The 25456-nt window shown below is 74.8% G+C and carries 19 protein-coding genes; 8 read left to right on the top strand and 11 right to left on the bottom strand.

Going from position 1 to position 25456, the window contains the following annotated elements:
• Nucleotides 1-62 precede the first annotated feature (62 nt).
• The 11 genes from MUK52_RS32685 to MUK52_RS32635 form a co-directional block, all read right to left on the bottom strand.
• Nucleotides 63-1325 carry a hypothetical protein gene (locus tag MUK52_RS32685; protein ID WP_284582001.1) on the bottom strand — a complete coding sequence of 421 codons (1263 nt, stop codon included), beginning with the start codon at nt 1323-1325 and terminating at the stop codon, nt 63-65.
• Nucleotides 1326-1552: 227 nt separating this feature from the next.
• Nucleotides 1553-1930, bottom strand: coding sequence for a hypothetical protein (locus tag MUK52_RS32680; RefSeq protein ID WP_284582000.1), 378 nt, complete (start codon nt 1928-1930; stop codon nt 1553-1555).
• The gene (locus tag MUK52_RS32675) at nt 1927-2517 is read right to left on the bottom strand and encodes a TetR/AcrR family transcriptional regulator (protein ID WP_284581999.1); all 591 of its coding nucleotides are present in this window, start codon (nt 2515-2517) and stop codon (nt 1927-1929) included. The genes MUK52_RS32680 and MUK52_RS32675 overlap by 4 nt, the downstream gene beginning before the upstream one ends.
• A gap of 51 nt (nt 2518-2568) precedes the next feature.
• A complete protein-coding gene (locus tag MUK52_RS32670; protein WP_284581998.1) occupies nt 2569-3213 on the bottom strand; it encodes a GAP family protein in 645 nt (214 codons plus the stop codon).
• Nucleotides 3214-3306: 93 nt separating this feature from the next.
• Entirely contained in the window at nt 3307-4917 is a 1611-nt protein-coding gene (locus tag MUK52_RS32665) for an MFS transporter (RefSeq protein ID WP_284581997.1), read from the bottom strand.
• A 192-nt stretch (nt 4918-5109) separates the two neighbouring features.
• Nucleotides 5110-7002, bottom strand: a complete 1893-nt coding sequence (locus MUK52_RS32660; RefSeq protein WP_284581996.1) for an ABC transporter ATP-binding protein — start codon at nt 7000-7002, stop codon at nt 5110-5112.
• Nucleotides 6999-8690 carry an ABC transporter transmembrane domain-containing protein gene (locus MUK52_RS32655; RefSeq protein WP_284581994.1) on the bottom strand — a complete coding sequence of 564 codons (1692 nt, stop codon included), beginning with the start codon at nt 8688-8690 and terminating at the stop codon, nt 6999-7001. The genes MUK52_RS32660 and MUK52_RS32655 overlap by 4 nt, the downstream gene beginning before the upstream one ends.
• Complete coding sequence (locus MUK52_RS32650) at nt 8687-10195, bottom strand: AMP-binding protein (protein ID WP_284581993.1); 1509 nt, start codon at nt 10193-10195, stop codon at nt 8687-8689. The genes MUK52_RS32655 and MUK52_RS32650 overlap by 4 nt, the downstream gene beginning before the upstream one ends.
• A gap of 31 nt (nt 10196-10226) precedes the next feature.
• The gene (locus tag MUK52_RS32645) at nt 10227-11990 is read right to left on the bottom strand and encodes a condensation domain-containing protein (RefSeq protein ID WP_284581992.1); all 1764 of its coding nucleotides are present in this window, start codon (nt 11988-11990) and stop codon (nt 10227-10229) included.
• Nucleotides 11987-13720, bottom strand: a complete 1734-nt coding sequence (locus MUK52_RS32640) for a carbamoyltransferase family protein (RefSeq protein ID WP_114059412.1) — start codon at nt 13718-13720, stop codon at nt 11987-11989. The genes MUK52_RS32645 and MUK52_RS32640 overlap by 4 nt, the downstream gene beginning before the upstream one ends.
• 70 nt (nt 13721-13790) lie before the next feature.
• On the bottom strand, nt 13791-14489 hold the full coding sequence (locus tag MUK52_RS32635; protein WP_246043026.1) for an XRE family transcriptional regulator: 699 nt from the start codon (nt 14487-14489) through the stop codon (nt 13791-13793).
• Nucleotides 14490-14988: 499 nt separating this feature from the next.
• Between MUK52_RS32635 and MUK52_RS32630 the strand changes: the two genes are divergently transcribed.
• The 8 genes from MUK52_RS32630 (at nt 14989) to MUK52_RS32595 (ending at nt 25402) form a co-directional block, all read left to right on the top strand.
• Nucleotides 14989-16395 (top strand): KamA family radical SAM protein, encoded by a 1407-nt coding sequence (locus MUK52_RS32630; protein ID WP_428985505.1) that lies wholly within the window; start codon nt 14989-14991, stop codon nt 16393-16395.
• 21 nt (nt 16396-16416) lie between these two features.
• The gene (gene vioD / locus MUK52_RS32625) at nt 16417-17577 is read left to right on the top strand and encodes a capreomycidine synthase (protein WP_114059409.1); all 1161 of its coding nucleotides are present in this window, start codon (nt 16417-16419) and stop codon (nt 17575-17577) included.
• A 5-nt stretch (nt 17578-17582) separates the two neighbouring features.
• Nucleotides 17583-19481 carry an amino acid adenylation domain-containing protein gene (locus MUK52_RS32620; protein WP_284581991.1) on the top strand — a complete coding sequence of 633 codons (1899 nt, stop codon included), beginning with the start codon at nt 17583-17585 and terminating at the stop codon, nt 19479-19481.
• A 104-nt stretch (nt 19482-19585) separates the two neighbouring features.
• Complete coding sequence (gene vioC, locus MUK52_RS32615; RefSeq protein WP_114059408.1) at nt 19586-20620, top strand: arginine beta-hydroxylase, Fe(II)/alpha-ketoglutarate-dependent; 1035 nt, start codon at nt 19586-19588, stop codon at nt 20618-20620.
• Nucleotides 20621-20627: 7 nt separating this feature from the next.
• Entirely contained in the window at nt 20628-21377 is a 750-nt protein-coding gene (locus tag MUK52_RS32610; RefSeq protein ID WP_114059407.1) for a GNAT family protein, read from the top strand.
• Between the two features lie 68 nt (nt 21378-21445).
• On the top strand, nt 21446-23476 hold the full coding sequence (locus MUK52_RS32605; RefSeq protein WP_284581990.1) for an NAD-dependent epimerase/dehydratase family protein: 2031 nt from the start codon (nt 21446-21448) through the stop codon (nt 23474-23476).
• Nucleotides 23473-24177, top strand: a complete 705-nt coding sequence (locus MUK52_RS32600; protein ID WP_284581989.1) for a PIG-L deacetylase family protein — start codon at nt 23473-23475, stop codon at nt 24175-24177. The genes MUK52_RS32605 and MUK52_RS32600 overlap by 4 nt, the downstream gene beginning before the upstream one ends.
• Complete coding sequence (locus MUK52_RS32595) at nt 24170-25402, top strand: ATP-grasp domain-containing protein (RefSeq protein ID WP_114059505.1); 1233 nt, start codon at nt 24170-24172, stop codon at nt 25400-25402. The genes MUK52_RS32600 and MUK52_RS32595 overlap by 8 nt, the downstream gene beginning before the upstream one ends.
• Nucleotides 25403-25456: the final 54 nt, after the last annotated feature.

Raw genomic sequence — 25456 nt, 5'->3', positions numbered from 1 at the left:
CACGGGCTGATCTTGCGGGCTGTCGAGCAGGGCTGTCAAGAGTCGCCGGGCAACCCGGCGGATCAGGTCTCTGCGGGCTGGGAGGTCTGCTCTTCGCCCAGGCGGGCCCGCCAGTCGCCGACGCACTGGGGGGACGTGGAGGCCAGGTGCGCGATCTCCTCGTCGGTGCGGCCGTCGGCCCAGGTCAGGATCCGGGTCACGGTGCGGTTCCGGGCGGCCCGGAAGTCCCTGAGCATGTTCTCCAGGCGTTCGACCTCCTCGCCTTCGCGGACGAGCTGGCGGTCGACGGCCTCCCTCTCCTCGGCGCGCAGCCTCCGCAGGTAGGCGGGCAGTCCCATCAGGGCCAGCCCCTCTTCCTGCGCGGCGCTCTGGAAGCCGTCGGCCAGCATCGACAGGACGCAGTCCGGCACGTCGGCGAGAGTGGCTCCGAGGGGTTTGGCCGCCTCCCAGGTCCTCCTGCCCGCCTCGGTCCGCTCCAGCCAGGTGCAGGCGTCCATCGGTGTACGGTCGCCCCAGGCCCGGGCGCGGTGGGCGTACAGGGCGGCACGGTGGCCGTAGAAGGTGAAGCCGTCCTCGATCTGCCGGCCGGCGGCGAGGCAGACGCGCCCCGGGACACCGCCGTAGCCCGACTCGGGCCGGAAGTCCGCGCAGGCGTCGAGCTCCGCGTCGGTGGCCGACTCCCAGGCGGGGTCGCACAGGTCGGGGTTGCTCTCGAGGAAGGCGCCGACCTCGACCCGCCAGGCGGGGACAGGGGTCGTCAGGAGCCTGGGCCAGACAACCTCTCGGGAGGCGTGGAAGGTGTGGGTGGCGACCCGCTCGATGTCCTCCCATGCGGTGGCCGCTTCGGCCGACCACTCGAGCTCCCCGGCCGGCCCGGTGCGGTGGATCGAGTCGACGAGCCGCTGCACGGCCGGCAGGACGCGCAGCGCGAGCGCGTGCAGCTCCTCGGCCGTGAAGAAGCGCCAGGAGCAGCCGCGCTGCTCGTCGTGCGTCATGTGGCTCAGAAGCTGCACCAGGACCCCGGGCTCCGGCAGCAGGCCGTCGCCCAGCGCCTTGCGCGGGACCCCGGGAAGCCGGCCCTCCGCGTCCTCGCGCGGGGCACGCCAGTCGACGTCCCCGAACCAGACGGCGCCGGTACGGGCGTCGACGGCGAGCCACTGCTGGTAGCCCACCCCCGGGCCGTAGCGCCGGTCCTGCTGCTCGGCCTCCTTGTCGTGCCACACGTACTCGGGGGGAGGCGGATTCAGTTCGGCGGCCAGGAAGCCGTCCTCGGGGCGGTAGCCGGTGAGGATGCAGGCCGTTCTCGGCGCTTCGGCAGCGGTCATGAGGGGTTTCCTCTCGGTGGAACAGCAACCTCCGCAACCGTAGTGTGCTTGTCGGCCAATAGTTCAACATTCAGCCATTTACGCCGACTTGACAGCACGGCAGGTCATCCCCGCAGTTCCGGCGCCGCGCCGGGTCTACGCGCGTCCGGAACGAACATAGGGTTGTCTCTTTTTCATCTGTTATGCGTGTCGGCGGCCGGGGCCTCCATCGCGTCTTGCCGCGGCGACTACGCGGCGCCCGCCGCCAGTGCTGCGACCGGCAGGAGCAGGATCCATTGCGGCAGGCGGAGGAGGGGGCGGGGCCACTTGACGGACAGCGTGATGGCCAGGAAGGCCGCCGCGTACGCGGTGAAGTGCGCGGCCACGAACCACGCCAGCAGGCCGGCACCCGGCGTACCGTCCGCCAGGGAGAGGTAGAGCAGGGCGAGTCCGGAGAGCGCCAGGTCGGCGGTCACCATGTGCCACACGGCGTGCAGGACGCGCTTGGGCTCGTCCGCGAGCCCGCTGGACAGCAGCGGGCGCACCACGTCGCGGTGGCCGCCGACGATGTGGACCGCGGTCACGCCGAGAGCGGTGACCCCTGCTGCGAGCAGCCAGCCGTTCATCGGACCTCGATTCCCTTGGCCACGACGGCGGCCAGCAGTGCGGCCGTCTCTCGGTGAGGGTGCTCGCCGACCAGCCCGACATGGAAGAAGACGGCTCCTGCCAGCGTGTCCAGGACCAGGTCCACGGGCGTTTCGCCCGCGATCTCTCCACGCAGCACGGCCCGTTCGAAGACAACCAGCAGCCGTTCCTTCGACGGGGCCAGGAAGTCGCCGCGGATGCGCGCCCTCAGGTCCGGATCCGCGGCGAAGTCGGCCAGCAGCCCCGGGAGCGCCGCCGCGGCAGCGGGCGCGCGGAACTCGTCGACCAGGCCCTGGAGCAGTGCGGTCAGGTCCCCGAGCAGCGTCCCCGTGTCCGGGGGCGGAACCTCGTCGGTGGTCGTGAACACGGCCTCGAAGACCAACTCCGGCTTGCCGGGCCAGCGCCGGTAGATCGTGTCCTTGCCCACGCCGGCCCGCGCGGCCACCGCCCCGATCGACGTCGCGGCGTAGCCGGACTCGACCATCAGTTCTGCCGTCGCGCGGATGATCGCCTCGTGCGATCGGGGATCCCGGGGACGCCCTCTGGAGGGCGGAGAAGCATCGCTCATGAGATTTACCCTACGGGTCGACCCGTAAGTAAACAATGGCCGGGGCGTGCCTCAGGTCACCAGGCCGTAGATGCTCCGGGCCGTCAGCCACAGGCCGGTGAGCAGGGAGAGGGCGGTGACCAGCTGCTCCTGGCGGCGTTCCAGCCAGGCTCGCAGGGCGTTCAGGCGGGTCTGCGCGGCCGTGGGGGACCTCAGGGCATACGCCTCCATGACGATGAGGGTGAGCGTGGCCAGCAGGCAGTAGCCGGTCAGCGCGAGCCAGTCGGCAGGGGTGGAGAGGTCCGCGTCGACGGCGATTGCGGCGCCGGCGCCGACGAGTGCCCAGGGCTGCAGCAGCCATGCGAGGCCGGCCGCCGTGGCCGGGGAGGCGTTGTCGATCCGGGCGGCCCAGCGCGGCGGGCCGTGCGGGCGGGGCGGTCGGCGGTGCCGGTGGGCGCCGTACAGCACCAGTGCCGCACCGATGGCGAGCTCGGCCGCGTCCGCGGCGGTCGAGGGGGCGCTGTGGCGGGCCGGGGGCTGTCCGCCGGTCAGCAGCATCACACAGGCGATGACCGCGCTCAGGTTGGCCACCCAGGACAGCAGGAACGCGAGGCCCAGGCGGACGCCGTGCGGCGTGGAGAGGAGCAGGATGAAGGCGCTGTTGTGCAGCGGCCCCAGGGTGACGGCCGTACCGATCACCAGCAGGTCGAGGACCATGGGTTCAGCCGCTCCCGGTTGTCGGGGCCGTGTACTGCATCGCGCCCGTGCAGGCGGGGGCCCGGCGGGTCGGCCGGTGCCCCGGGCTGCCGGTCACCGGGGCCCCGCGGTGGCGGCCGAGGCGGAGTCCTCGTCGGAGTAGTGCCGCAGGAGGTCCCGCTCGGCGTCGCGGTGCGGGAACATCGCGAAGACCAGCAGGGCGCCCAGGGCGATCGCGGCCAGGCCGACGGTGTAGGCCCGGTCGTCGCCGTGGAGGAACGACTGGCGTGCCGCCTCGACGATCTGGTCGGCGTACCGGGGGTGCTGCTGGGCGGTCTCCGCGGCGGAGGCGAAGGACTTCGTCAGCTCGCTCTGCACTTGGTCCGACACGTCTTCGCTCTCGGGGGAGGCGGCGATCGCCGCGTTGAAGGCCGAGGCGTAGCCGGCGGTGAGGAGCACGCCCATGACGGACTGCATGACGGCGCCGCCGAGGTCGCGTTGCAGGTCGGCGGTGCCCGAGGCCATGCCGGCCCGTCGCACGGGCACCGATCCGGTCAGTGCGTGGGAGGCGGGCGTGCCCGCGAAGCCCGCGCCGAGGCCGATGAACACGTAGGCGGAGCCGATCTGCCAGTAGCTGCTGTCCTCGCCCCAGAACAGCAGCATCCAGGCGAAGGCGAGGAAGAGGAACGCGTAACCGGTCAGCAGGGTGGTGCGGGCGCCGCGCGACTCGACCAGCTTCGCGGAGCGCGGTGCCACGAGAACGGTCATCACGACGAGGGGGAGGATGGCGGCCCCGGCTTCGACCGGGTCGTACTCGAGCACGTTCTGCAGGTACTGCTGGCTGACGAACGCCGAGCCCATCATGGCGCCGTACACGATGATTCCCGCGCATGCGGCGACCCAGAACGTCCGCCGGGCGGCGATGTGGAGGTCGTACAGCGGGTTGGGGGCCCGGCGCTGGCGGAGGAAGAACGCTGCCCCGGCGGCCACGGCGATCACGGCGAGGCCGGTGACCAGCGCGCCTTCGCCGGGGACGGCGGCGAAATTGATCGCCAGGACCAGGCCCGCGATCAGGAGGACGGACAGGACGCCGCCGAGGTTGTCGACCGGTTCGGCCGACTCGTTCGCGTGCGCGGGGACGAACAGCAGGGCCATGGCCAGCGCGACGACGGCGAGGGGCAGGGTGACGAGGAACACCGACCCCCAGAAGAAGCGTTCGAGCAAGGCGCCCGCGACCACCGGCCCGAGCAGGGAGATGCCGCCGCCCAGCGCCGACCACAGGGCGATCGCCTTCGTCCGTGGCGGCCCCGCCCACAGGGCGGTGATCAGCGCGAGGGTGGTGGGGTAGGCCATGCCGGCCGAGAGCCCGCCGAGGATCCGGGCCGCCACGAGGACGGTGTCGTTGGGGGCGTACGCGGCGAGCAGGCAGGCGGGGAGGGACAGGGCGACGCCGAGGAGCAGCAGCAGCTTGCGCCCGTGGCGGTCCCCGACCGCACCCAGGTAGAGGACGGATGCGGCCAGGCCGAGGGAGTACCCCACGGCGACCAGGTTCAGGGTGGTCTGGGAGGAGTCGAAGGCCTTCCCGATCGCGGGCAGCGCCACGTTGGCCACCGACAGGTTGAGGTTGGCCACCGCGGCGACGGTGATCAGGGACGCCAGGACGAGCGACGGCCGGGCTGGGGCGTGACGCGGGACGTCGGGGCGGGGCGCGCCGCTGTTCGGCATGGAACCTCCGGGGCGGAGTCGGGCTTGGCGAGAGTCTTGCCTGATCCGCCGTGTCGCACATCGCCCCATTGGGATGACACCGCCGCCGGCGGCGGCGCCGGATGCCGCTCGTCGCCCCGGCTGCCCCGGCCCCGTGGCCGGCCGGCCGACCTCGCCGTCGTGCCGTCCGCGGCGGGGCGGCCGCGGCGGTTGTCATGTGCGGGGGCCGGGGCGGCGGGCGGTGTCCCAGGCGTGCCACAGGGCGGCGTACGCGCCGTTCGCGGCGAGGAGTTCGTCGTGGCTGCCGAGCTCGACGATCCGTCCGCCGTCCATGACCGCGATCCGGTCCGCGTCGCGTACGGAGTCCAGGCGGTGCACGATCGAGACGACCGTGCGGCCCTCGATCAGCGCCGCCAGCGAGCGTTCGACGCGGCGGGACGCGGTGGAGTCCAGGAGCGCGGTGGCCTCGTCGAGGACGAGCGCGTACGGGTCCGACAGCAGCAGGCGGGCCAGGGCCAGTTGCTGGGCGTGGGAGGGGGAGACGAGGGCCGCGCCCGGTCCGATCTCGCTGTCCAGGCCCTCGGGCAGGGACCGCACCCAGTCCGCGAGGAGGACGCTCTCCAGCGCCTTCCACAGCGGGGTGTCCGCCTCGGCGGCCCTGCCGGCGTCTTCGGCGGTGTCCTCGGCGGTGTCCTCGGCCCGGTCCTGCTCACCGGCCAGCAGCAGGTTGTCCCGTACCGTGCCGGTGAACACGTGCTGTTCCTGCGTGACGAGGACGATCTCGCGCCGCAGCTGCCCCACGGGCAGGGCGGTGATGTCGGCGCCGCCGATCCGGACGGTGCCGCGGGTGGGGTGGTGGACGCCGGCGAGCAGCTTGCCGAGGGTGGACTTGCCGGCGCCCGAGGCTCCGACGACCACCATCCGTTCGCCGGCGGCGATGTCGAGGTCGATGCCGGTGAGCACCTCGCGGCCCGCTCCGTAGCCGAACCCGACGCCTTCGAGGCGGATGGCGTGGCCGTCGGTGGGGGCCGGCGGCCGGGGCTCCTCGCGGGGCAGCCGCTCGACGCCGAGGATCCGGCGCAGTGCGGCATTGCCGATCTGGAGTTCGTCGGTCCAGGTCAGCAGGTCGTTCAGGGGCTCGCCGAGGGCCTGGACGTAGAGGACGACGGCGGTCAGCTCCGCCAGCCCCACCTCGCCCCGCTGGTAGGCGAGTCCGCCGATCAGGAGGGTGAGCGCCATCGGGACCATGGTGGCCAGGTCCAGGCTCGGGAACCAGATGGTCTGCAGCCAGGTGGTGCGCTGCCGGGTGCGCACCACCCCGTCGACGGCCGCGCCGTGGCGGCGCGCCTGGCGGGGCCCGAGCCCGAGGGCCTCGGCGGTGGCGGCGCCCCGGGCGGTCTCGTGGGTGACGGCCAGGACGTCGGCCTCCTGCGCGAGGAGGAGCTCGTACGCGCGGGTGGCACGCGGCCGGTACCACCAGGTGGACAGCACGGCGAACGGCACGCCGGCCAGCAGGCCGAGGGCCAGCAGGGGCGAGGTCAGCAGGATGGCCGCGAAGGTGAAGACGAGGGTGACGGCGGCCAGCGCGATGCGGGGGACCGCCTGGCGGATGCTCTCGTTGAGCCGGTCGGCGTCGGTCGTGGCGCGGCTGAGCAGGTCGCCCGTGCCGACGGCCTCGACCTCGGACAGCGGCAGTGCGAGCACGCGGCGCACGAAGTTCTCGCGGGTGCGGGCGAGGACCCGTTCGCCGAGCAGGGTGGCCTGGGTGCGGGCGGCGCGGGCGAGGAGGGTCTGGCAGGCGAGGACGGCGACGAAGGCGAGGGCGAGTACGTCGACCCGGTCGGCGGTGGTGCCGTCCTTGACCGATTCGACCAGGTGGCCCAGGAGCCGGGGGCCCACCAGGCTCGCCACGAGGGCGGCGGCGAACAGGCCGAAGGTGAGGGCCAGTCGGGGTGCCTCGCCGCGGAGGAAGACGCCGGTCCAGGCGCGGACGTCGGACCGGTCGGCGAGTGGCAGCCGGCCGGTGGCTCCGGCGGGCCCGGCGGGGCCGGGGGCCGGGGCGGTGTCCGCGCCGGCCGCGGAGGCCCGGGCGGGGGTGGTGGTCATGAGGGCACTCCTGCGGAGCGGTCGGTGCTGCCGGGGACGGGCTGCCCGTCGAGGCGGACCACGCGGTCGGCGGCGCCCTGCCACAGGGGGCTGTCGGTGAGGACCACGGTGGTGCGGCCGGCGCGCAGGGCGGCCACGCGGGCGACGATGCGTGCCTCGGTGTGGGCGTCGACGGAGGCGGTGGGGTCTTCGAGGACCAGGACGTCGGGCGCCGCGAGCAGGGCGCGGGCGAGGATCAGCCGCTGGCGCTGTCCGCCGGACAGGGCGCGGCCGCCCTCGTCGAGGCGGGCGTCCAGGCCGCCGGGCAGGGCGTCGACGACGTCGGCGGCGTCGGCGGCGAACAGGGCCTGGTCCAGGGCCGGCCCGGGGCGGGCGGATCCGGCGGTCAGCTCCTCCCGTACGGTGCCGCTGAAGAGGATGTCGGCGGGGCCGGAGCGCAGCAGGCGGGCGGAGACCTCGGCGGGGTCGGCCCGGTCCAGGGGGACGCCGCCGAGCCGGACCTCCGCCGCGGCGCCGCCGGCGCCGGGGCCGCCGAGGCGGTCGGCGAGGCCGCCGGCGCGGTCGGCGGGGGCGGTGACGACGGTGAGGCGGCCCGCCTCGGCGGTGATGCCGGTGCCGGTGTCGGCCAGGGCGAGCGCGCCGGCCGGGAGCGGTTCGGGGTGGTCGGGTCGGACGGTCGCGGGGGTGAGTTGCAGGAGGGTGCAGACCCGGCCGGCGGCCACCTTGGCGAGGCTGAGGGTCTCGGCGGCCTCGGTGGCGGTGCTGACGGGCAGGGTGAGGAAGGCGGAGGCGCCGTAGAACGCGACGAGTTCGCCGGCGGTGATGGTGCCGTCCAGCGCGAGGCGGGCGCCGAACCAGACGATGCCGACGGTGACCAGGCCGGGCAGGAGGACGCCGGCCGCCTGGAGCCAGGCCTCCATCCGGCCCGCGGACTCGCCGGCCCGGCGCACCTGCTGGCTGGTGCGCCGGAAGCGCTCGGCGAAGACGGCCTCGCCGCCGATGCCGCGCAGGATGCGCAGGCCGGCCACGATGTCGCCGGCCTGGGAGGTGGCGATGCCCATCTGTTCGCGCTGTTCCTCGTCGCGTTCCTGGAGGGGCCGCAGCAGCGGGCCGATGCCGAGGACGGCGGCGGGTACGCCGATGAGGACGGCGAGGCCGAGCACGGGTGAGGTGACGGTGAGGGCGACGGCCACCAGGACGGCGGCGACCACCGCCCCGACGGTGCGGCCGACGACCTCGAAGGCGTTGCCGATGCTCTCCACGTCGGCCGCGGCGGAGGCGGCGACGTCGCCCGAGCGGGCCTTGCTGCGCAGGGTGGCGCCGAGCCTGACGACCTGCCGCATCAGCACGCGGTGGGTGACGGACAGTGCGTGCGCCTCCGCGCCGACGGCGGCCTGGATCAGCCCTGCGCCGGCGAGGGCCTGGAGGACGCCGAGGCCGAGGGCGAGCAGCGACCACAGGTAGAGCCCGGACCGGCCGGCGTCCTGCCCGGCTTCGTCGATGGCCCGTCCGATGACGAGGGGGATCAGCGCGAGGGGGACCATCCACAGGGCGCCGAGCACGGCGGCGAGGACCAGCGGCCGGGGCCGGATCCGCACCAGCCACCACAGGTAGGCCCAGGGGCCGCGGGCGTCCGCCTCGGGAACGGCGGCGGGTGCGACCGAGGCGTCGAAGAGTCGGTTGCTCACAGGTACCGGTCCCGGGTGCCGGCGCGGTCGACCTTGCCGGTGCGGGTGTGCACGAGGGCGGGTACGGCGACGATCCGGTCGGGGACGAACGGCTCGGGGAGGGTGCCGCGCAGCCGCTCGCGCAGCGCCGCGGCGGCGGCCGGTGCGGCCGGTGCGGCCGGCTCGGGTGCGAGGACGACGAAGGCGACGAGGACCGTGTGGTCGCCCTTGGTGTGCTCGGCGGCGGCGACGGCGGTCACGCCGGGGAGCCGGCCGACGGCCTCCTCGACGTCGAGGAGGTCCACGCGGTGGCCGCGGATCTTGACCTGGTGGTCGATGCGGCCGTGGAAGACGAGCGCGCCGTCGCCGCAGTCGGTGACGAGGTCGCCCGTGCGGTACCAGCGGTCGGTGCCGCCGCCGGGGTCGGTCTCGACGAACCGCGCGGCCGTGCGCGCGGGGTCGTCGACGTATCCGGTGGCCAGCTGGGGCCCGGCCACGAGGAGTTCGCCGGGGCCGTCCGGTGCGTCGGCTCTGGGCACGACGGCCTGCCGTACGGACGGCAGCGGGCGGCCGATCGGAACCCCGTCGGGGAAGTCGTCGGGCGCTCCCGGGCCGGCGAGGACCGCGGTGTGGGTGACCAGCGCGGTCTCGGTGGAGCCGTAGGTGTTGAGCAGGACGGTGTCGTCGGCGCCCAGCAGGCGCCAGCGCTCCAGCATGTCGGCGCGGACGGCCTCGCCGCCGATGACCACGGTCTCCACGGAGGCGGGCAGGGACCGGCCGGTGTCCAGCAGGTGGCCGGTGTACAGGTGCCAGTAGTCGACGGGCAGGTTGACGAGGGTGACCTCGTTGTCGGTCAGGACGCGGTCGAGGTCGGCCTCGCCGTCCTCGTCGAGGACGACGAGCCCGCCGGTCAGCAGGGCCGGGAGGATCTCCTCCAGGCTGGTGTCGCCGTCCAGCCGGTGGAGGTTGAGGGCGACGGTGCCGGGTCCTGCGCCGTACTGCCGGATGAGGTGGGGCAGCACGGCGTGCAGGGCCCCGTGCGGGACGGCGGCCGCCTTGGGGGCTCCGGTGGAGCCCGAGGTGAACAGGACGTAGGCGGGGTCCTGCGCCCGTACGGGTTCGCCGGCCTCGCGCAGCGGGGCGCAGGACGGGCCCCAGTTGGGGCGCAGGACGCGGTCGACTCCGGGCAGCCGGCCGGTCTCGGCGGTGGCGATGAGCTCGCGGCAGCCGAGGGCGTGCAGGGCCCGGTCGGCGTGGCCTTCCGGTCCGTCGGCGACGGGGACGTAGCCGCGGCCGGCGGCGAGGGTGCCGAGGACGGCCGCGATGTCGCGGACGCTGTGGTGCGCGTGGATGGCCACGGGGGGTGCGCCCGCCGGGGTGCGGGTGGCGACCAGGTCGGCCACTGCCCCCGCCCAGCGGGCGAGTTGGCCGTAGCCGACGGTCACCCCGTTGTCGACCACGGCGGGCCGGTCCGGGTCCGAGCGGGCGATGGCGAAGAAGGGGTCCAGCACGCTGGGCAGGATCATGGCAGGCGTCTTCCGGTCCGTCCGTCGGGGTTCAGCGGGTGGGGGCCCCGGGCGCGCCGGGGCCGGCCAGGGCGTCGAGGAGGGCGGTGAGGGCGGCGCGGTGGCGGGTGGCCAGCGCGCGTACGGTCGCCTCCTCGTGCAGGGCGGTGGAGTACCACCACTCGACGCGCAGGGTGTCGTCCTCGGTGGTGGCGATCACCTCGATCGGGTGCGGGCGCGTCCAGTGCCCGGAGGTGATGTCGCCGACCGGTTCCGGGGCCGCGTCCGGCAGGAGGGTGCCCAGCGGCAGGGTGTCGGCGTCGTCGCCCTCGAAGTCGAAGGAGACGTCGCTGGGCGGGGCGGCGCGCAGGGCGGCGGCGATCCGCGGCCGGCCGTGCCGGGCGAGCGCGCCGTGGCCGACGCCGCCGCCGGGGAGTGCAGCGAGGTGGCCGACGGTCCGGGCCAGGCGTTCGGCGGGGGTGCCGGGGGCGAGGTCCAGGCGGACCGGGACGGTGGTGGTGAACCAGCCGGTGGTGCGGGACAGGCGGGTGTCCCCCACGCTCTCCTCCCGGCCGTGGCGCAGGACGTCCAGGCGGACCGCCGGCTCGCCGAGCCGTTCGGCGAGCACCTCGCCGAGGGCGTGCAGGACGAGGTCGCCGGGGTGGGCCCGGTGGGTGCGGGCCGCCGCGCGGAGGCGGGCGGTGAGCTCCTCGGGGAACTCCTCGCGGTGGGTGGCGGCGGTGGCGGCGGTGTTGGCCGCCCGCGGGTCGGCGACCGGGTGGTCCGGCGGCAGGGTTGCGGGGGTGCGGGCCACCTCCGTCCACCACTCGGCCTGCTCCTCCGCCTCGGGGGTGCGGGCGTGGGCGGCGAGGGCCCGGGCCCACTCGGGGTAGGAGGTGCCCTCGGTCGGCCACACGTCGTGCCGGCCCGCCTCCAGCGCCGTGTACACCTCCTCCAGGTCGGCGAGGAGCACGGACCAGGAGACCATGTCGACGGCCATCTGGTGGATGGTGATCAGCAGCCGGCCGGGGCGGGAGGGGCCGGCGTCGAAGCGGACGAAACGGGCCGTGCGGCCGGCTGCGGGGTCGAGGGAGCGCTGTTCCACCGCGCACCGCAGGGTGATCGCGGCCGACAGGTCCGCGTCGGCGACTTCGCTGACGTCGACGGTGTCGAGCACCGGGCCGAGGGCCGCCTCCGGCGGGCCGTCGGTGGCCAGGGCGGCGGCGGTCTGCCGGGGCCGGCGGGCGGGGCGGTCCTCGACGGCCAGGCGCAGCGAGGCGTGGCCGGCGACGAGCCGGCGGACGGCCTCGGCGAACAGCTCCGGGTCGATGCCCGCCCGGGTGGTGAACAGCAGGGCCTGGTTCCAGTGGCCGCGTTCGCCCGTCTGCTCCTCCCAGGCCTGTTCCTGGGCGGGGGTGAGGACGACAGGGCCCTGGGCGGTGCCGGGCGGGGTGGCCTCGGCGCTGCCGCGCCGGGCGGCCCGGTCGGCGACGAGCTCGGCGAGGCGGGCGGCGGTCAGGTCGGGGGCGGACAGTTCGCGCAGCTGTACCTGTACGCCGAAGCCGGCTTCGATGCGGCGGGCGGTGCGGATCAGGTCGAGGGAGTCCACGCCGAGGTCGCGCAGGGGGGCGGTGAGGTCGGCGTCGGGGGTGAGGACCGCTTCGGCGAGCCAGTCGGCGAGGCGGTCGTACACGTGCGCCGCGGTCGGGGCGTCCGGGCCGGCCGCGCCGTCCGGGCCGGCCGGCGGTCGCGGGTGCGGGGCGGGGGCGGGGGCGGGGGCGGCTTCGGGGTCCGCCGGCCGTACGGGGGTGGTCACGCGCCGGCCTCCCGCAGGGATCCGGCGGGGCGGCGGACGAGGAACGGGCCGAGGGCGAGGGCGTCCAGGGGCAGCCGGTGGAAGGTGGCGAGCGCGTCGGCGGGGCTGCACACGACCGGTTCGTCACGGCCGTTGAAGGAGGTGTTCATGATGACCGCGGTGCCGGTGTGGCGGCCGACCTCGCCGATGAGGCGGTGGTAGAGCGGGTCGACCGCGGCGGAGACGGTCTGGGGGCGGGTGGTGCGGTCGCTGTGGACGACGGCCGGCATGGCCGCGGCCCCGGCCTCGGTCACCGGGGTGGTGACGATCATGTACGGCAGCGGGGTGGCGGTGCCGATGAGGGCTTCGGCGGCCTCCTCCTGCATGCTCGGGGCGAACGGGCGCCACGCCTCGCGGTCCTTGATCCGGACGTTGACGCGGTCGCGGGTGGACTCGGGGTCGGGTACGGCGACGAGGCTGCGGTGGCCCAGGGCGCGGGGGCCGCCCTCCGCCCGGCCCTGGAACCAGCCGGAGACCCCGCCGGCGGCCAGCACCCCGGCGGTGGCTGCGGCGATGTCCGAGGGCTCGGTGTAGGCGGTGCCGGAGGCGTCGAGCACGTGCCGGATCCGGTCCGGGGACCACTGCGGGCCCCAGGCGACGGAGCCGTTCATGGGCTTGATCCGGTCGCCCTCCTGGGCGGCGGCCCAGACCGCGGCGCCGAGCGAGACGCCCTGGTCGCCGGCCAGGGGCTGGACGAAGAGGTCCCGGACCTCCGGCATCCGCATGATCTTGCCGTTGAGGGTGGCGTTGAACCCGACCCCGCCGGCGATCATCAGCGTGGTCTCGCCGGTCTCCCGGAGCAGGCCCCGGACCAGGCCCATGACGGCCCGCTCCAGGGCGGCCTGGGCCGTGGCGGCGACGTCGCGGTACTCGAAGGGGTCCCGGGCGGTGGCCTTGGCGAAGCGGCCGGTGGCGGGGTCGAAGCGGCGCGTGCTGCGGTTGGGGGCGTCCGGGAGGGCCTTCTCCAGGTGTTCCAGCCAGTGCCGGATGGTGGCCGTCTCCTCGTCGGTGCTGCCCGTGGAGCGCAGGTCGGGCGGGACCACGCCGATGGTGAAGTCCTCGTCGGTGAAGGCGAAGGCGCCGCCGAAGGTGAGGTCGCCGGGGGTGCCGTAGGAGGCCAGGCCCATCATCTTGCCGGCGTTGTCGGCGCCGAGGCCGGCGTACGCGCAGACGGCGGCGTAGAAGTAGCCCAGCGACCAGCCGGGGGTGTGCGCGCGCAGTGTCTTGATCTCGCCGTCGATGCCGACGGCGAGGGTGGTGCTCTCGTTCTCGCCCTGTCCGTCGAGGACGAGGATCGCGCCGCGGTCGCGGCCGGAGAGGAGGTAGGCGCTGGCCGCGTGGGCGGTGTGGTGGCCGACGAAGGTGAGCCGGGGGTCGCTGCTGCGCGGGAACAGCTTCTTCGGCAGCAGGTGTTCGAGGGCCTCGGCGTCGCTGTCGAACCAGTCCAGGCCCCGGTCGGCGAAGAGGGCGGGCAGGTCCCACCCGTGGGCGACCACGTCGATGTCGTCCAGGGTGAGACCGCCCTCGGCGAGGCAGTAGGCCGCGGCGTTGAGGGGTGCTTCCCCGTAGGCGTGCTTGTGGCGGGTGAAGCGTTCCTCCTCGGCCAGGGCGATGACGTCGCCGTCCACGACGAGGCAGGCGGCACCGTCGTGGCTGGCACCGGGCCAGCCGTTGACTCCGAGCACACGCATGGTCAGTCCCCAAAGGTCGGTCGGGATCCTCCGGTTCCGCCTCGGGCCCGTCGGGGCGCTCGGCGTCCGGTCACGGCAACGGATCTTGTCGGTCCGCCGGGTTGTACACGACCTGGGACTTTGTGCGGAGATCCGCGGCGAAGATCGCGGACGCCTCCTTCAGCACCGCGTTGGCGTGCCGCAGTTCCTCGACCTCGCTGCGCAGCCGGCGCAGTTCCGCCCGTTCGCCGGCGGTCAGCGCGTCCGCGGCGGGGCGGCGCGCGGCGGCGCCGGCCGGGGCGGCGGGGCGGGTGGCTCCGGCCTTGCGGGAACCGGCGGAGCGGGGCCCGGCCGAGGGCGGCGCGGGCTGCCGGAGGACCGCCGCCTGGAGGGAGGCGGAGGCGGTCCGGGGAGCGGCAACCCGGGCCGCGGGGGCTGTCCGGGCAGCGGCGGCCGGTTCGCCGTGCAGGGGGCCGCGGCGGGCGTCCGGCCGGGCGGGCGCCAGGCCGGCGGAGGCGGATCCCGACCGGCCGCGGGAGGGCCCTTCGCGTTCCGCGAGTTCGCTGCTGAGGCGGTTCCAGCGGCGGATCCAGGGCTCCGGATCTCCGCCGCACGCCGCCACGTAGGCGAGCGTCACCTTCAAGGACGGCTTGTGCAGTCCGCGGGCCGCCTCGGCGAGGGTGGCCACCGAGTAGTGGGCGTGCTTCGCCATCGTCCGGTACGAGGGGTTCCCCGCCTGCCTGCGCAGACCGCGCAGTTCGTGGGCGAACTCCTCCAGTGGTCCTGCCATGGGGTCCAACAACCGCTCTGGCCTGGGCATGCTTCTCCCCTGGTGATGGATGGTGTGAGCGAAGCGCGGGTTCTCGTCTCGCCGTACAACCGGATGGCCGGCGGACGCACGGGCGTGACGACCGGTTGCGAGGCCCCCATGACACAGGGGGACCTCCGCACCGGGACCTGTCGGACATTGGTACATGCCACTGACATATCGATCAATCGGCAGCCGAGAAATCCGGCCATCAGACGGCCGGATCGTCCGAATAAGGCTGACCTAACCGGCCCGCCGGGCCGGGCGTCCGGACGCGTTCCCCGCGGGTTCCGCTTCCCGGCACGCGGCGTTGCGCCGCATGGAGGCGACGCTGTCCGGTGCCCCGTACAACCATCCGCCTTCGGCGGCCTGTTGTACAGGGCCGAACATCCCTTGCGCCCCGTACAACCGGCCCTCGTGTACAACCCCGGGGCTCTGCAAGATCAGTTGCCGTCAGGCGATACGGCCGAAAGCGACGGGAATGGGTGGCGGGTTGGTGGACACAGCACGCAGCCAGACGGAAACAGCGGCAATCGAAGGCGTCTACACGTACCGGAGCACCCCGCTCGTGGAACCGGACTGGCGCCGCTTCCCCGGATGGCGGGATGTCACCGAAGCCCAGTGGGCGGACCCGCAGTGGCAGCGCGCCCACTGCGTCAAGGACGCGAAAGGAATGCGCGCCGTCGTCGGCGACCTGCTCGACGAGGAGTTCTACGAGGACTGGGAGCAGGACCGGAAGCACCGCGCGACCATGTCGGTGCTGCTGCCGCCCCAGATGCTCAACACCATGGCCCCGGAGGCGGCCGCAGCCCGCCCCGGCGAACTGACCAAGGCGTTCTACGACGACCCGGTGCGCCGCTACATGCTGCCGGTGTTCTCCGACCGGCACCCGTACTGGCCCTCGCACCCGATGGCCAGCAGGGACTCGCTGCACGAACAGGACATGTGGGTGGTCGAGGGGCTCACCCACCGCTACCCCACCAAGGTGCTGGCGGAACTGCTCTCGACCTGCCCCCAGTACTGCGGGCACTGCACCCGGATGGACCTGGTGGGCAACTCCACACCCCAGGTCACCAAGAACAGGCTCCAGCTCAAGCCCGTCGACCGGGCCGAGCGGATCCTGGAGCACCTGCGCTCCTCACCCGGCATCCGGGACGTGGTGGTCTCCGGCGGCGACCTGGCCAACCTGCCCTGGCCGCGGCTGGAACGCTTCGTGGACGGCCTGTTGGACATCGACTCGATCCGCGACATCCGCCTCGCCAGCAAGGGCCTGATCGGACTGCCCCAGCACTGGAGCTCCGGCCCCGTGCTCGACGGGGTGGAGCGCATCGCCCGCAAGGCGCGCTCGCGCGGCGTGCGGATCGCTCTGCACACCCACGCCAACGCGGCCCAGCAGGTGACGCCCGGGGTGGCGCAGGCGGCCTGGGCGCTGCTGGGCGCCGGTCTGCACGACGTCCGCAACCAGGGCGTGCTGATGCGCGGGGTCAACGACAGCGCGCACGACCTGCTCGACCTGTGCTTCGCGCTCGCCGACCACGCCGGCATCACTCCGTACTACTTCTACATGTGCGACATGATCCCGAACGCCGAGCACTGGCGGGTGCCGCTGCACCGGGCGCAGGCGATCCAGCGCCAGATCATGGGCTACCTCCCGGGGTTCGCCACCCCGCGCATCGTGTGCGACGTGCCGATGGCCGGCAAGCGGTGGGTGGACCAAGCCGACTCCTACGACCGCGACCTCGGGGTGTCGCACTGGAGCAAGAGCTATCTCACCCCGCTGGAGGCGGCGGATCCGGACGCCCACAGCGGTTCGTACCACTACTACGACCCCATCGACACGCTCCCGCTCTCCGGGCAGCGGTGGTGGCGGGAAACCCGTCAGGGGTAGAGAAGGGACAGTTGCACAGCCATGAGCAGTCTCCGTCCGCGGCGTGAAGACCCTCCGGTACTGGAGGAGTGGTACCGCAGGCACCTCGGCCCCGACATCCACGACATCAGCTCCAGCGGGGTTCACCCGTACACCTTCGCCGAGATACGCGACGTCTGCCGGATCCCGGCCGCGGACCTCGACCGGATCGTCATGGACGACAGCGTCTCCCAGGGCGGTGCCGGCATCCGCCAGGCCATCGCCGACCGCTACGCCGGCGGCGACGCCGACCGGGTGCTGGTCACCCACGGCTCCAGCGAGGCCATCGCGCTGACGCTGGGCACCCTGCTGCACCCGGGAGACCGGGTCGTCGTCCAGCAGGGCATCTACCACTCGCTGGGCCACTACCCCCGGGCGGCCGGCTGCGAGGTGGCCGAACTGCCCGCCCGGGCCGTGCAGGACGGGGAGATCGACCCCGACGTGCTGGCCGACCTGGTCACGCCCGGCACCGCGGCCGTGATCGTCAACTTCCCGCACAACCCGACCGGCGCCACGCTGTCCCCGCAGGGTCTGAAGGCCCTGCGGGAGCAGACCGCGCAGGCCGGCGCCGTGCTGGTGTGGGACGCCGCCACCGCCGAGATCGCCCACCGCTGGGAGGTGCTCGCCGACCCGGGGGCCGACGGCGGCGACACGGTGTCCTACGGCACCTTCTCCAAGACCTTCGGACTGCCGGGCCTCCGGGTGGGCTGGGCCGTAGCGCCGAAGGAGCTGATCACGGCCACCTTCCCGCTGCGCGACCGGACCACGCTGTTCCTCTCGCCGCTGGTCGAGCTGGTCGCGGAGCGGGCCATGCGGCACGCCGACGAGCTGATCGGCACGCGGGCGGCCGAGGCCCGGAGCAACCTCGCATACCTGACGCAGTGGATGGCCGGGCACGAGGACCTGGTCCGCTGGACCCCGCCGGAGGGCGGTGTGTGCGCACTGCCGGTCTTCCGCGAGCTGGAGCGGGCGGCGGCGGGCCCGGAGGCGGTGGAGCGGTTCTGCCTGGAACTGCTCGCCCGCCACCGCACCCTGCTCGTGCCCGGTACGGCCTTCGGCGCGCCGCACGGCGCCCGGCTCGGCTTCGGCGGCCCCCGGGAGGGCTTCCGGGCCGGGCTCGCCGGGCTGTCGGAGTTCCTGCGCTCCCGCGGGGGCGGCAGGTGACCGCCGTGGCCGCACCCGGTGCGGCCGGACCCGGCGCGGCCGCACCCGACGTGCTCGACCTGTGGGACCGCTCGGTGCGCGACCACGCCGCCCGGCCCGCGCTCGTGACCCCGCACCGGGAGCTGTCCTACCAGGACGCGGACCGGCTCACCGACGGCTGGGCGGCCGGACTCGCGGCGCGCGGGGCCGGGCCGGGGAAGCTGGTGGGCCTGGCCTTCGGCGACCCCGCCCGTACCGTGCTCGGCATGCTGGCGGCGCTCAAGGCCGGGGCGGGGTTCACCGTACTCGACGACCGGCTGCCGCCCGCGGCCCGCGCGGCACTGGTGGACCGCACGGCGGCCGCGGTGTGGCTGGGCGACGGAGCGCACGCACCCGAGGGGGCGTACGCGTCGGCCGGTCCGGACACCGGCGGCGGCACAGCGGCAGCGGCGGCGTTGGACGCGGCGCGGCCGGTACGGGCGGCCGCCGGGTCCGACGTGGCGTACGTGCTGTTCACCTCCGGGTCGACCGGCCGGCCCAAGGGCACGGTGGTCGAGCGGGACGCCCTGCGCCGGTTCGCCTCGGCGGTCGCCGAGCGGCTCGCGCTGACGCCGCACGACCGCTGGCTCCAGGTGGCGTCGCTGGGCTTCGACGTGCTGATCGAGGAGGTGTTCCCGGCGTTCGCCGCCGGTGCGGCCGTGGTGTGCCGCAAGGACACCCGCGCCCTGGACGCCGAGGAGCTGCACGCCGCCCTGGACCGGACCCGGACCACCGTGGTCGAGCTGTCCACCCAGTACTGGCTGGAGTACGCCCGCTGGCTCGCCGCACGCGGCACGACCACCCCGGCGGGGCTGCGCACGGTGGTGGTGGGCGGCGAGCGGATGGACCCGCATCCCTACCGCGCGTGGCAGGCACGGCAGCCGGCCGCCCTCGCCCATGTCTACGGGCTGACCGAATGCACCGTCAGCTCCACCTTCTACACCGGGCTGCTGCCGTCCGACGCCGAGGAGGTGCCGCTGGGCACGCCCCTGCGGGACGTGGAGATCAGCATCCGGCAGGGCGGCCGCCCGGTGCCGGACGGCGAGACCGGGGAGATCCACATCGGCGGCCCGCTGCTGGCCCGCGGCTTCCTCGACGACGAGGCCGCCACGGCCCGCCGCTTCGTCGCCGACCCGTACGCCGCCGAGCCCGGCGCCCGGCTGTACGCCACGGGCGACCTGGGGCGGATCGACGCCGACGGGCAGCTGGTCTTCCTCGGCCGGGTCGACGACCAGGTCAAGATCCGCGGGCACCGGCTGGAGCCGGCCCGGGTGGAGCGCGCCCTGTGCGAGCTGCCCGGGGTGGACCAGGCGGTGGTCTTCCCCGACCCGGCGTCCGGAACCGCCCTGTGGGCCTTCACCGTGCCGGCGGACCCGGCGGCCGCGCCGCTGCCCGGCGAGGCCGTACGGCTGACGGGCGGCGACCGGGACGCGCTCGTGGCGCCGCTGGAGGCGCAGCTGCCGGACTGGGCGGTCCCGCGCGTGCTCCACCGGGTGGCGGTCCTGCCGAAGAACCCGCACGGCAAGGTGGACAAGCGCCTGCTGTCCGCCTGGGCGGCGGCGGCCCAGGCCGGCCCTCCGGCCGGGGGGCCGGTCCCGGACCGGGCCGCGGACACCTCGCGGGATCCCCTGGAGCCCCTGGAGCCCCTGGAGCCCCTGGAGTCCGTACTCGCCCTCTTCCGCGAGGTCCTGGGCGCTCCCGCGCTCGGCCCCGACGACAACTTCTTCGACCACGGCGGCCAGTCGCTGCTCGCCATGCGCCTGCTGGCGCGGCTGCGCGAGTCGGACCCGGCCGCCGCCGGACTGCGGGCGAGCGCCCTCTTCGCCTCGCCGACGCCCCGGCTGCTCGCCGGAGCGCTCGCCGAGCGCCGGGCCTCCCGGCGCTGACCACCCCGTCCGACACCGCACCACCGCACCACCCGAGGGCCCGCCGTGCCGGCTCCGGCCGTACGCGGGCAGCAACCATCCCCGACCACTCAGCGAGAGTTGGCATGTCGAACCTCACCGACCCGTCCACGCCCGGCTACACCCTGACGGCCGACGAGGCCTCCGCCATCGCGGAGCTCAGCCTCGAACTGGCCGCCTCGTACCCGTCCTTCGGCGACCCCGTCCTGCTGCACGAACTGCCGCGGCTCGCGGCCCGGCTGCCCGAGGGCGTGCAGGACTTCCTGCGCGAGTTCAAGCTGGCCGACCGGCACGGCCACACCGTGATCCGCGGGCACGACTTCGACCAGCAGCGCATCGGCCCCACTCCCGACCACTGGCGCGGCCGCGGCCGGCCCGGCCCGGAGTTCCCCGAGGAGCTGCTGCTCATGCTGTACTCGGCGCTGCTCGGGGAGCCCTTCGGCTGGGCCACGCAGCAGGACGGCCACCTCGTGCACGACATCTTCCCGATCCGCCAGCACGAGAACGACCAGCTCGGGATGGGCAGCAAGGAGCTGCTGACCTGGCACACGGAGGACGCCTTCCACCCCTACCGCAGCGACTACCTGATCCTCGGCGCGCTGCGCAATCCCGACAACGTGCCCACGACGGTGGGCGAGCTGGACCTGTCGTCGCTGTCCGCCGAGGACATCGACATCCTCTTCGAGCCGCGCTACTACATCGCCCCCGACGAGTCGCACCTGCCGAAGAACAACACGATCGCGTCCGAGGAGGAGGCGGCCCGGTTCGCCACCATCCAGCGGATGATCGACGAGCGGCCGCTCGGCCCGCTCCTCTACGGCTCGCGCGTGGACCCGTACATGCGCCTCGACCCGTACTTCACCTCCGTGCCGGAGGACGACACGGAGGCGCGCCGGGCCTACGAGGCGCTGTTCAAGGTGGTGGACGCCGGGATGCGGGAGGTCGTCGCGGACCAGGGCGACGTGCTGTTCATCGACAACCACCGCGCGGTGCACGGCCGGCTGCCCTTCCAGGCCCGCTACGACGGCACCGACCGCTGGCTGAAGCGGGTGTGCGTGACGTCCGACCTGCGGCGCTCCCGCGAGATGCGGGCCACGGCCCGGACCCGGCTGCTGGGCTGACGCGCCGGTGTCCCCGACCCTCACCGACCTGTCCCGGGATCCGTGGCTGCTGCCCGCGGTGGACGACCTGATCGCCGCCAACATGCCCGCGTTCATGGGCTGGGAGTCCCCCGGGAACTGGCGCTGGCACGGCATGTACGAGCGCTACCCCGCCCACCAGCTGTGCCTGGTGGACGGCGACGGCAACCTGGTCGCGGCGGCCAACGGGCTGCCGGTCCGCTGGGACGGCAGCACCTCGTCGCTGCCGTCCGGCAGCGACGAGGTCCTGGTGGAGGCCGTCGACCACGGCCCGCCGGACCGTCCGGACACCGTGTGCATGCTGTCGGTGTCCGTGCACCCCGGCCACCGGGCGGCGGGCCACGCCGAGCGGCTGCTGGCCGAGGTCCGGCGGCGGGCCGCACAGGACGCGCCCCGCGGGGTGGTCATCCCGGTCCGGCCCACCCGCAAGCACCGCTACCCGCTGGTCCCGATCGGCGAGTACGCCGCCTGGGTCCGGCCGGACGGGCGCTGCTTCGACCCGTGGCTGCGCACCCACCTCGAACTCGGCGCCGTCCTGCTGGGCACGGCAGAGCGGTCCCTGGTGATCCGCCAGCCCGTGGCCCGCTGGGAAGAGTTCCTCGGCCATCCGCTGCCCGGCCCCGGGGACCACCTGCTGCCCGGCGGCCTGGTGCCGCTGCGTGTCACCGCGGACGGCCACGGCACGTATGCCGAGCCCAACGTGTGGGTCCACCACCCCGCCGGACCGCCCGCGCCGTGACCGGGGCGCGGCCGTATGCCCGCCCCGCCCCCGCCCCTCCCCTTTCTCACACGACCCCTGGAGCACACATGCCTCCCGTACGCCTCGCGATCGTCGGGTGCGGCGCCGCCGCCCGCGGCTGCCACCTGCCCGCCCTGCCCCCGCTCAAGGGGGACGTCCAGCTGACCGCGCTCGTCGACCGCGACCCGCGCCAGGCCGAGGCCGCCCTGGCCCTCTACCGGGAGCTGGGCGGCACCGACGCCGACCGGGTGGTGCTCGCCGCCGATCCGGCGGAGGCTGCCGACGCGTTCGACGCCGCCGTGGTCGTCGCCCCGCACACCCTGCACGCGCCGATCGTGCGGGAGCTGCTGGCGGCCGGCAAGCACGTCCTGCTGGAGAAGCCGATGACCACCTCGGTCGAGGACGCCGAGGCGCTGGCCGCGACCGCCGCCGCCGAGGGCGCGCCGGTGCTCGCCATGGCCCATCCGCGGCGGCTCTTCCCCGCCTACGCCTGGGTCAAGCGGCTCATCGACAGCGGCGAGCTCGGCGAGGTGGTGCGGGTCGACTGGTCGGAGGGCCACCCGTACGCCCACGAGCCGGTCTCCTGGTCGATGTTCGACCGGCGGCTCGCCGGCGGCGGCGTGCTCACCGACACCGCCTCGCACGTCTTCGACACGCTGCTGTGGTGGCTCGGCCCCGACGTCGAGGTGGTCCGCTACGAGGACAACTCCCTCGGCGGGGTGGAGACCGACGCCCGCGCCGACCTGCGCTTCGGCGCCACCGACGTGCGGTGCGACTTCAGCCGGCTGCGCGACCTCGGGATCAGCTGCACGGTCACCGGCACCCGGGCGACCGCCACCATCGGCACCGACTTCCCGGCCGGGGAGTGCACCCTGGTCACCGCGGACGGGGTGGAGCTGCACCGCGGCGACGTGGACGCCGTCGCCCCGGCCCAGGACGAGTGGGAGCTGCTCTTCACGGAGCAGCTGGCCAACTTCGCCGCCGCCGTGCGCGGCGCCGCCCCGGCGCACTCGGGCGCCGAGGACGGCGTACGCGTCGTGAAGCTGATCCAGGAGTGCTACGGCGGCCCGGCCCGCACGGCCTCCGCCCAGCCGTGGACCACCCGCGGCAGCGACGGGGCCGCCGGGGGTCCGTCGCTCGCCGGCCGCACGGTGGCGGTGACGGGCGCGAGCGGGTTCATCGGCGGCAGGCTGGTCGAGCGGCTGGTCCTCGGCACCGGGGCCCGGGTCCGGCCGGTGGTCCGCGGCTTCGGCCGGGCCGCGCGGCTGTCGGTCCTGCCGCAGGACCGGCTGGAGTTCTGCCAGGCCGACCTGCTGGAGGCCGGCACGCTGCGGGCGGCGTTCGAGGGCTGCGACACCGTGGTCCACTGCGCGTTCGGCAGCTCCGGCGACGAGGCCGGCCGATGGGCCGCCTCCGTGGAGGGCACGGCGAACGTGCTGGCCGCGGCGCGCGCCGCCGGGGTGCGCCGCGTGGTGCACCTGAGCACGATCGACGTCTACGACCCCGCCGTCGCGGGCGACCTGACCGAGGAATCCCCCGCCCGGGGCGCCGACCCGGCCGACCGCGAGTACGAGCAGCAGAAGCTCGCCGCCGAGCAGTTGGTCACGGAGGCGCACGGCGACGGGCTGGAGACGGTGGTGATCCAGCCGGGCGTCGTCCACGGCCCGTGGGGCGGCCAGTGGACCACCGCCCAACTGCGGCGTGCCGAGTCCGACTTCGCGCAGCTTCCCGCGGAGGGCGGCGGGGGCGTGTGCAACGCCGTGTACGTCGACGACCTGGCCGAGGCCGTGCTGCTGGCCGTGGACAGCGCGGCGGCCGCCGGCGAGCGGTTCCTCGTCGCCGACGCCGAGGAGCTGCGCTGGGGCGCCTTCTTCGACGCGGTCCGCGCCCTGCGGGGCCTGGGCGGGCCCTCGGCGGTCCCGGCGGGTGAGCCGGTGGCGGACTGGGAGCTGGAGCTGTACCGCTCGACGGCCCGCGCCGACGCGGGCAAGGCCCGCCGGGTCCTCGGCTTCACGGCGCGCACCCCGTTCGCCGAGGCCGTGGAGCTGACCGGTCAGTGGGCGCGCTGGGCCGGGGAAGCCCCGGAGGCCGGCGCATGACCGGGGTGAGCGACGTCCTGGTGGTCGCACCGCACCCCGACGACGACGTCATCGGCTGCGGCGGGTCCATCGCCAAGCACGTCCGCGACGGCGCCCGGGTGACGGTGGTCATCGTCATCGGCCGCGAGCGCAGCGCCCTGGACGACGCGGTATCCGACGCCGAGTTCGCCGCCGAGACGGAGGCCGCCGCCAAGGCCCTGGGCGTGCACCGCTGCATCCGCCTGGAGGAGCCCTCCCGGGACTTCGCCCTCTCCCGCCGGGTCCACCTGGACCTCGTCCGGATCCTGCGGGAGGTGCGGCCGCAGGTGGTGTACCTGCCGCACGACAACGACGACGACGTCGAGCACCGCATGGTGCACCAGCTGGCTGTCGAGGCGCTGTGGATGGCGCAGTCGGAGTTCTTCCAGGAGACGGGCGGCCGCCCCATGCCGGCGCCCCGCCTGGTGCTCGGCTACGAGGTGTGGGCGCCGATGGCCCGCTTCCAGTACGCGGAGGACATCGACGGGCAGATCGAGACGAAGGTCGAGGCGATGCGCGCGTACGCCTCCCAGCTGCGGCACGCCGCGTGGGACGAGGGCATCCGCGGCCTGGCCCGCTACCGCGGTGCGGTGTCGTCCGGCTCTGGGCACGCGGAGGTGTTCCAGGTGATCTCGCTGGGCGGCGTGCCCGCCGCCGGCATGGAGGGGGGCGGCCGTGACTGACCGCCTCCTGGTCTGCGGGCTGGGCTCCGGGATGGACCGCTCCCTGACGGAGCTGCGCTCGCCCCGGTGGGAGCTGGTGGTGGCCACCGACCGTCCGACGGACCGGGCCCGCGCCGCCGCGGACGTGCTGCTCGCCGTCGATCCGAACGACGCCGTGGCGGTGCTCGCGCAGCTGTCGGCGGCCGGCATCGACCGGATCGACGGGGTGTTCTCCCTGGGCGCGGACAACCCGCCGGTGATCAGCACCCTCGCACGGCGCTTCGGCTGCCCGGGGCTGCCGCTGGAGACGGCCCTGGACTGCACGCTGAAGGACCGGCGGCTGCGGATCCTGCGCGCCGCCGGGCTCGACCTGCCGCGGTTCGCCACCGCCGAGAGCGTCGGCGAGGCGGTGCGGGCCGTGGCGGACATCGGGCTGCCCGCGGTCATCAAGCCCAGCGACCAGACCGGCTCGCTGGGTGTGCTGAAGGCGGAGACGGCCGATCAGGTCCGCCCGCTCGCGGAGGAGGCGCTGCGGCTGAGTCCCGGCGGGCGGATCGTGGTCGAGGAGTTCCTGGAGGGCACCGAGCACACGCTGGCGGCCTTCATGGTCGACGGCGAGCTGCACCCGTTCGGGTTCGCCGACCGGGAGTACGGGCGCAAGGAGGAGTTCGCCCCGCACTTCTTCGAGGGCGGGGACACCCTGCCCAGCCGGCTGACCGCCGAGCAGATCGCGGAGGTCGTCGACACCGTACGGCGCGGGGCCGCGGCCCTGCGCCTGGACCCGGCGGTGGTCAACACCGACATCCTGCGCACGCACGACGGCCGGGTGGTCCTCCTGGAGATCACCTGCCGGCTGACGGGAGCCCGTATCGCCACCGAGGTGATGCGGCTGGCGACCGGCGTGGACCCGCTGCCCAACGTGGTCCGCCTCGCGCTGGGCCGGCCGCTGGACCTGGCGGAACTCCGGCCCCGGCACAGCCGCGCCGTGGTGCAGCGGTTCCTGCCGGCGGACGGCGGGGTGGTCGAGTGGGTCGGCGACCCGCGGGACGTCGCCCGCCGGACCGGCGTGTACGACGTGTTCTGGGGCCTTGACCTGTCGCCGGGCACCGTGGTGCCGCCCTACCGCGGGGGAGCCGACGTCCTGGCCGGGGTGATCGCCCACGCCGAACGGCCGGAGGAGGCCGAGGCGGTCGCCGAACGCACCCTGCGCGCCCTGCCGCTGCGCTTCAAGGCGGGGACGCCGTGACCGGGCCCGGGGCCCGGGCCCACCGTACGCACACGAGCCTGCCGAGGGAGAACG

It is taken from the genome of Streptomyces sp. 2P-4 (genome assembly GCF_030167965.1).
Taxonomy (GTDB): Bacteria; Actinomycetota; Actinomycetes; order Streptomycetales; family Streptomycetaceae; genus Streptomyces; species Streptomyces globosus_A.
The sequence above is the reverse complement of the archived record's forward strand: the minus strand, read 5'-3'. Positions and strand labels throughout refer to the sequence as shown.

What these genes read in the sequence shown, in the direction of transcription:
- MUK52_RS32685 (WP_284582001.1), bottom strand. Translation starts at nt 1,325, where the DNA reads ATGACCGCTGCCGAAGCGCCGAGAACGGCCTGCATCCTCACCGGCTAC.
- MUK52_RS32680 (WP_284582000.1), bottom strand. Translation starts at nt 1,930, where the DNA reads ATGAACGGCTGGCTGCTCGCAGCAGGGGTCACCGCTCTCGGCGTGACC.
- MUK52_RS32675 (WP_284581999.1), bottom strand. Translation starts at nt 2,517, where the DNA reads ATGAGCGATGCTTCTCCGCCCTCCAGAGGGCGTCCCCGGGATCCCCGA.
- MUK52_RS32670 (WP_284581998.1), bottom strand. Translation starts at nt 3,213, where the DNA reads ATGGTCCTCGACCTGCTGGTGATCGGTACGGCCGTCACCCTGGGGCCG.
- MUK52_RS32665 (WP_284581997.1), bottom strand. Translation starts at nt 4,917, where the DNA reads ATGCCGAACAGCGGCGCGCCCCGCCCCGACGTCCCGCGTCACGCCCCA.
- MUK52_RS32660 (WP_284581996.1), bottom strand. Translation starts at nt 7,002, where the DNA reads ATGACCACCACCCCCGCCCGGGCCTCCGCGGCCGGCGCGGACACCGCC.
- MUK52_RS32650 (WP_284581993.1), bottom strand. Translation starts at nt 10,195, where the DNA reads ATGATCCTGCCCAGCGTGCTGGACCCCTTCTTCGCCATCGCCCGCTCG.
- MUK52_RS32640 (WP_114059412.1), bottom strand. Translation starts at nt 13,720, where the DNA reads ATGCGTGTGCTCGGAGTCAACGGCTGGCCCGGTGCCAGCCACGACGGT.
- MUK52_RS32635 (WP_246043026.1), bottom strand. Translation starts at nt 14,489, where the DNA reads ATGGCAGGACCACTGGAGGAGTTCGCCCACGAACTGCGCGGTCTGCGC.
- MUK52_RS32630 (WP_428985505.1), top strand. Translation starts at nt 14,989, where the DNA reads ATGGGTGGCGGGTTGGTGGACACAGCACGCAGCCAGACGGAAACAGCG.
- vioD (WP_114059409.1), top strand. Translation starts at nt 16,417, where the DNA reads ATGAGCAGTCTCCGTCCGCGGCGTGAAGACCCTCCGGTACTGGAGGAG.
- vioC (WP_114059408.1), top strand. Translation starts at nt 19,586, where the DNA reads ATGTCGAACCTCACCGACCCGTCCACGCCCGGCTACACCCTGACGGCC.
- MUK52_RS32605 (WP_284581990.1), top strand. Translation starts at nt 21,446, where the DNA reads ATGCCTCCCGTACGCCTCGCGATCGTCGGGTGCGGCGCCGCCGCCCGC.
- MUK52_RS32600 (WP_284581989.1), top strand. Translation starts at nt 23,473, where the DNA reads ATGACCGGGGTGAGCGACGTCCTGGTGGTCGCACCGCACCCCGACGAC.